The 5,913-nt window shown below is 44.0% G+C and carries 3 protein-coding genes; all 3 read left to right on the top strand.

Annotated elements, in window-relative coordinates:
- The first annotated feature begins 964 nt into the window (after positions 1-964).
- From FP815_03230 to FP815_03220, 3 genes are read left to right on the top strand one after another with little or no spacing between them, the layout of a single operon-like run.
- Positions 965-2,152, top strand: coding sequence for a hypothetical protein (locus FP815_03230; protein ID MBA3013949.1), 1,188 nt, complete (start codon positions 965-967; stop codon positions 2,150-2,152).
- A 60-nt stretch (positions 2,153-2,212) separates the two neighbouring features.
- Positions 2,213-4,732: a hypothetical protein gene (locus FP815_03225; GenBank protein ID MBA3013948.1), complete on the top strand. Its 2,520-nt coding sequence runs from the start codon at positions 2,213-2,215 to the stop codon at positions 4,730-4,732.
- A gap of 41 nt (positions 4,733-4,773) precedes the next feature.
- Complete coding sequence (locus FP815_03220) at positions 4,774-5,781, top strand: hypothetical protein (protein MBA3013947.1); 1,008 nt, start codon at positions 4,774-4,776, stop codon at positions 5,779-5,781.
- The last annotated feature ends 132 nt before the right edge of the window (positions 5,782-5,913 follow it).

Raw genomic sequence — 5,913 nt, 5'->3', positions numbered from 1 at the left:
GTTTTTTTTATGTTGAACGTAATCTGTGGAAGAATGAAACTGTTTATTGCCTGTAAAAACTTGTTTGCTGTATGTCAAGAACTTTATGGCTTGCATTGTCTGTTGTGTTTTTATTAATGCAGTTCACATGCCAACTATCTTTGCCGATATTTTTTTTATGGTGTTTCCTCGTGGGGTAAGGGTTTGGAGGGGGTGAGCATAAAGTAAGGCAGTGATAAATATGGATCTGAGGGGTCATGTTTGTGTGAATACTATCCTCGTCGCGTGATATTTCCCTCTTGTGTAGTGAAAACTCGCAGGTGGTTCCGTGTGTATGGGTGGCTTGAAAAGAAGGGTGTTAATGGCTTTACAAGCGGGTTAATGGTACGGTATGATATCAAAGATTGTCTGTTGCCTTAAATAAAAAGTAACTGCTCAGGTTGTCGGTTAACAGTTGACGGTGATTGGGTCCTGCCAATGGCTGAGGACACACTGACATTGAGTATCATGCGATGATTTATGACTAACCATGATTCTTTTAACCGTAAACCGATAACTGATTACCGTTAACCTGTGTAGTTACAATAAAAAGTAAAAAGTATAATTATTCGGTTTTAGTTCGAAAAACAGCCAGATTCCATGAACCATAACTATATAAGCAGATGCTGTGCTGCTGGATAGTTCAAAAAAGTACGTGGCTCTAAACTATTTCTAGTTTTTTTGTTGGTAACCGTACCATGGTTTTTTTATCCTGTTCCCTTCGGCTCCGCTCAGGGAACGGTCCCGCAATAATCGTTCCCTGAGCGGAGCCGAAGGGAACAGGGCATTGAATATGAGTTCTTGTTCATTTCCTTCGGAAGAGTTAGCTGAAAATAGTTAAGAGCCACGAAAAAGTATGAATTAAGTGAGGTGTGTTGACGTCCAGGGCGCACCATGGTCAATTTCTAATTGGTATTTTCATTGTCACACTAAAGAGGAGCTTTAAATGTTTACCTGCACACGGTTACGTTCTGCTTGTATCATGATTATCCCATTTTTTATTATGGTATTGGGTTGTGGATGTGTCAGTCAGTCCCCATCGACACCAGAGAAGAATAAGGCAGAGGCCGGGCCGTTTTTCTATCCTGCCCCGCCTGAGTCGCCGAGATATCAATTTCTTACCAGTTTTAAGGGACCGGAGGATTTCGATAAAAAGGCTTCCGGGATGGATAGTTTTCTTGGTAGTCAAGCTGCAGAGGGGGGGGTGATTAAGAAACCCTACGGCGTTATTATTCGCGATGGGGTGATTTATCTTGGTGATACATCGAGCGGTGTTTTTCAGTTTGATCTTAATAATAAGAAATTTTTGGCGTTCAAAGGGTCGAAGGGACTCGGGAAAATTGTCCAACCAATTAACGTCAGCAGCGATCCTTCGGGTAACACCTTTGTTTGCGATCCGGTAAGGAAGCAAGTTCTTGAGTACGATAAGAATGATATCTTTGTTCGTGCCTTCTCCTACCAGGATTCTTGGAAGCCGGTTGATGCCGAGGTCTACGAGGGGAAATTGTATGTAGCAGACTCAACTGGAGGCACCGGAGGTGTTAAAGTCTTTGACCTGAAGACCGGGCAGTTTCTTGAGGCGATCGGACTGTCTGGTCCGCCTGAACAAACGCTTGGAATCGCTGTGAATATCGCCTTTGATAGTGAAGGGTATCTATATGTGATGGATGCCCATAAATTTATGATTATGAAATATGATCGGGATGGACATTACCGTGGTAAGCTCGGAGGCCCTGGTGATAGTCCTGGATTTTTCGGTCGTCCCCGCGGTATAGCTGTGGACCGAGAAGGGCGGATCTATGCGGTGGATGCCGCTTTTGACGTGGTTCAGGTTTTTGCCAGCACGGGGCAAATGCTGACCTATTTTGGCGATGAAAAAGATGTGCCCGGATCTCTGACCTTGCCAGCCGGTATCTTCATTGACTATGACAATATTAACTTATTCAAGCAATATGCGGCGCCTGGTTTTGAAATTGAATACCTTATTTTAGTCGCCAGCCAGTTCAACTTGAGGCAGGCAATTAATGTTTATGGGTATGGTCGGATGCAAGGGGCGAAGTATAAGACTGATCAGGAACTGTATCAGGAGATGCTTGAAAGGTTCGAACGCGAAAAGGCGGAAAAATCACAATGATTGTGGTGCAACTCATTTCAATGATGCATATACGCCTAACCGTTTGAGTCGGAAGTGTTTTTGTTTAAGACACGAGTCGGCCTGGATTCTGGTGGACCAGGATCATTATTGAGCCTTGTGTGTCGTCATGCTGCCGCGTGGACAGGGGTGGTGATTGTCAAGTCGTGGTTATTTGCGCCACCTCTTGCTCTTGCTGGGCTTGCATCGTTACGGTCCTTCAAGCCGGTTCTGGCAAATTCTCACGGGGTTCTGACTCTTAATTCTGTTTACGCCAAAAATGGAAAAAAAACCAACCGGGGACTTCTTAATGATACCAATGCCCGACTTGGTTTTCGTGAATCCCTTAACTTAAGTACGCTTGGTTATGCCTATAGCCCGAATCTGGTCCTGTTTGATCTATCAGGGACTACCGGTAAAGACCAGAGCAGGATTTACGAATACTCTCTTCAAGAGGATGATGAAGTATTATCCTCAAAGCGGCGAGACAGTTTTGACGGCTATGATCTGAGCGCATTATTCCTGCGACAGAAGCCGTACACTCTAAAACTATTCACCAGCAGAGATAAGAAGTTTGCCACTTCAGCTACCGATTTTTCATTAGATAATAAGGAGATCGAGGAGTATGGAAGTGAATTTAAATACAATAAGCGGGTCTATAAAGCCAAGCTGAAGTATTTGAATACACAAAAATCAGATGATACGGCAAGTGATGATATCGATTTCTATGATTTGACCTGTGACATGTACAAGCCTAACTTGGGGGCACTTGAAGACTTTATGACTTCGTTTTCGACGCGTTATCAGAATATTTCACAGACGGTATCATCTGGTGACGATGGGGGAGGAGAGAATGTGCAGGATAGCGCTTTTTCCAATCGTTTCGCTTATAAAATGTTTGATTTTTCAACAAATGTTTCGTCTTTAATCTCCGAGTTCGAAGAAAGCCCTGTTGGGGAAATAACGCCGGATTACACGTATGATCTTTTGAGTGTTAATGAAAGTATAGGGATTGATTTGCCGTGGGATTTGACCTCTCGACTTTTGCTCTCAAAAAACATGGGCAATGATGAGAGCGCCAGACAGGGGTTGGGGAGTGAAAGGTCCAGACATAGTGAGGCCACCAGAGATGACGAGAACTATAATTTTTATTTAAACCATAAACTTTATGACAGCCTGAATACGACATTGCGGGTGGACAAGAAAACGATGTCTTCGAGTCGCTCGGAAAGTGTCGTGGAGGATACTGGCATCACTCGTCATTTGGCGCCGGTCGATGGTCAAAATGATACCAGTGGCTATGAACTGGGAAGTAATTATCGTAAACTGTTGCCGCAGAACAGTCTTGCTACCGTCTTTGTGTCAACTCGCTCAAGTGATGTTAATCGAGCAGGGCTGGTGCAGAATGTTTTTATGCGAAGTCTTGCTGAGACGGGTTTTGTCGATCTGGAAAGTGATGTGGACACGACGAGTTTGGTCGTCGAAGTCCTGAATAGGAAGCAGGACGATATGGATACATGCCAGAGTGCGTTAACGTATGTACGGGCCGAGAATCCTTGTTGGGTCCCCGTGCCGCTTGAGTCAATGGTGTATGACGTGTTAGGGGTTCGTATGACGGTTAACGATACATCTCCTTTAAAGTCTATTATGGGTTCTGATAACTACACGTCATATGAGAATGATGATCAGTCTTATGGTCCCTTCACTTTTCGGATAAAAAGCACTCGGAGACCAGCTTCTTTCACCTCACAAACGAACAGAGCGGGCGCTGGTCTTACTCTTTTTGAATTCATCTCATCTGAATATCAACATACGGTGACAACCCAGGATGGCAGCTACGGAGGGGATACGTTGGACCCGAAGGTCATTGATGATCTTTTTTCCCTTGGTTTTGCGTTCAGTCCGTTTACGCTCCGTGCTTCACGGGAATGGATCAGGTCAAGAGGTGATGAGATCATTAGCGAGGTGAAGCTGACCTATGAAAAGTCATTACGGTTGTTTGATATGATTGCAGTGTCATTTGGGGCGGAAGCCTACTCCGCTGTTTCTGACGCGACCGATGGGGAGGGGAAGTCATCTCCTTCTTCGGAGGATGGTTATTCCTATCGATTTGATGCGGGCTCTCCCCTGCCGTATATCAATGCCAATCTAAAGGCGGGCAGCTATTATACCTTTACCAGGGGTGAAATTATCCGCTTGTTGCTCGATGAAGATGGGGCGGCAATCAGGAGTCAGAGTTTTGGTATCGGGGACCGTTCGGTATTTCAAAACTCAATTTCGTTGAATAAACCGTTCATGATTCCTTGGATTAACTTTTCTGTTAATACCTATGTCCGTTATCTGTGGGAGACTTCGGAAACTAACAGTGACACTACGAGCCGAGATTCAATGCAATATGGTATTAACGCTTTGCGAGTTTGGCAGCTAGGAGCGACAACAATTAATTTGAAGGCCAATTATGCTATTAAGGATGATACTATTGATGAAGGGAAGAATGTTCGTTGGTTTAACACGGGAACAATTCGCGAGGAGCGGAGCGATAATACCTCGGTGATCTTGTCTATCGTCAGACAGATATTTTAGTCTCATGTGTTCTTAACTATGGTTACTTTTTGAAAAAGGAGATGTGGATGAATAGATTGGGGAAGAGTTTTGGGCTCTTTTTTGCGGTGGTGGTATTAGGATTTTTTTGGGTAGCCCCTTTTCAATCAATCGCTGCGGATTCAGAAACAGCAGGGGATATGACCATGGGTCATGGTTCAGCTGAGGAGATCGTGGTTGTTAAGGTCAATGGTCAAGTTATCAATATGGCACAACTAATGCGGGAAATGGCCGATGTTTCCAGAAAGAAATATGGAACCCAGGAGATATCGCAACTTCTTGCTGAGAAAATCAAGCGGGAGGCAACGGAGAAATTGATCACTGAGGAGCTTGTTTATCAAGTTGCTCATTCCAGTATTAAAACGATTCCTTCAGAGCGTTTTGACCAGTCTCGCCAAGAAATCAGGAAAAATTATGGGAGTGAGGATGAGTTCCAGAGGTATATCAAGGATGAATTCGGTGGTGAAAAGAAGTTTCGCTACTGGGTGGAGCGGTTTTTGACCGTGGAATTGTATATATCCCAGGAGTTTGATTCTAAAATTATTGTCACTGATCAGGAAGTTCAAAAGGCCTATGATGACGCTAGGAGCTATTTTGTTACTGATGAATTTGTGCAAGTGAATGATCTGGTTTTTTTCTTGGATCCAATGAGTACTGAATCTGTGACAAGAATCGAGGAGATTAAACAAACGATTGTTTCTAAATACAATAATGACCCCGAACAGATGCCAACTGACGGCACCTTTGCTGTGGAGAAAAACATGCCGTTGGATAAGGTTAAGGATCAAAAATTGTATGAAGCGGCAAAAGGATTGAAAGAGTATGGGTGGACTGCCCCTGTTAATGTGGAGGGAAATTTGCATATCGCTCAATTGATTGGCTATAAGCCTGCTAATAATAAATCCTTGAAAGAGGTCACCCCCTACCTGACTTCTGAGATCAGAAAGCAGAAACGACAGGCGATGCTTAATGATTGGATGGCTGGACTCAGGAAAGGTGCCGCCATTGAGATGATGGATTTGACTCAATGAGAAACGCCCCATGCTGGGGTATTTCTCATTGCATGGTGGTTTTTTTTGTTCATTGGACGGTATTAAGGGACGGAGAAATTACAAAAGTACCGTTTATCTTTACCGTCATACCAGCATGTCCTTAGCTGGTAT

Source organism: Desulfobulbaceae bacterium, assembly GCA_013792005.1.
GTDB lineage: Bacteria > Desulfobacterota > Desulfobulbia > Desulfobulbales > VMSU01 > VMSU01.
Note: the sequence above shows the minus strand (reverse complement) of the source record. Positions and strands in the feature narration are given on the sequence as shown.

What these genes read in the sequence shown, in the direction of transcription:
- FP815_03230 (MBA3013949.1), top strand. Translation starts at nt 965, where the DNA reads ATGTTTACCTGCACACGGTTACGTTCTGCTTGTATCATGATTATCCCA.
- FP815_03220 (MBA3013947.1), top strand. Translation starts at nt 4,774, where the DNA reads ATGTGGATGAATAGATTGGGGAAGAGTTTTGGGCTCTTTTTTGCGGTG.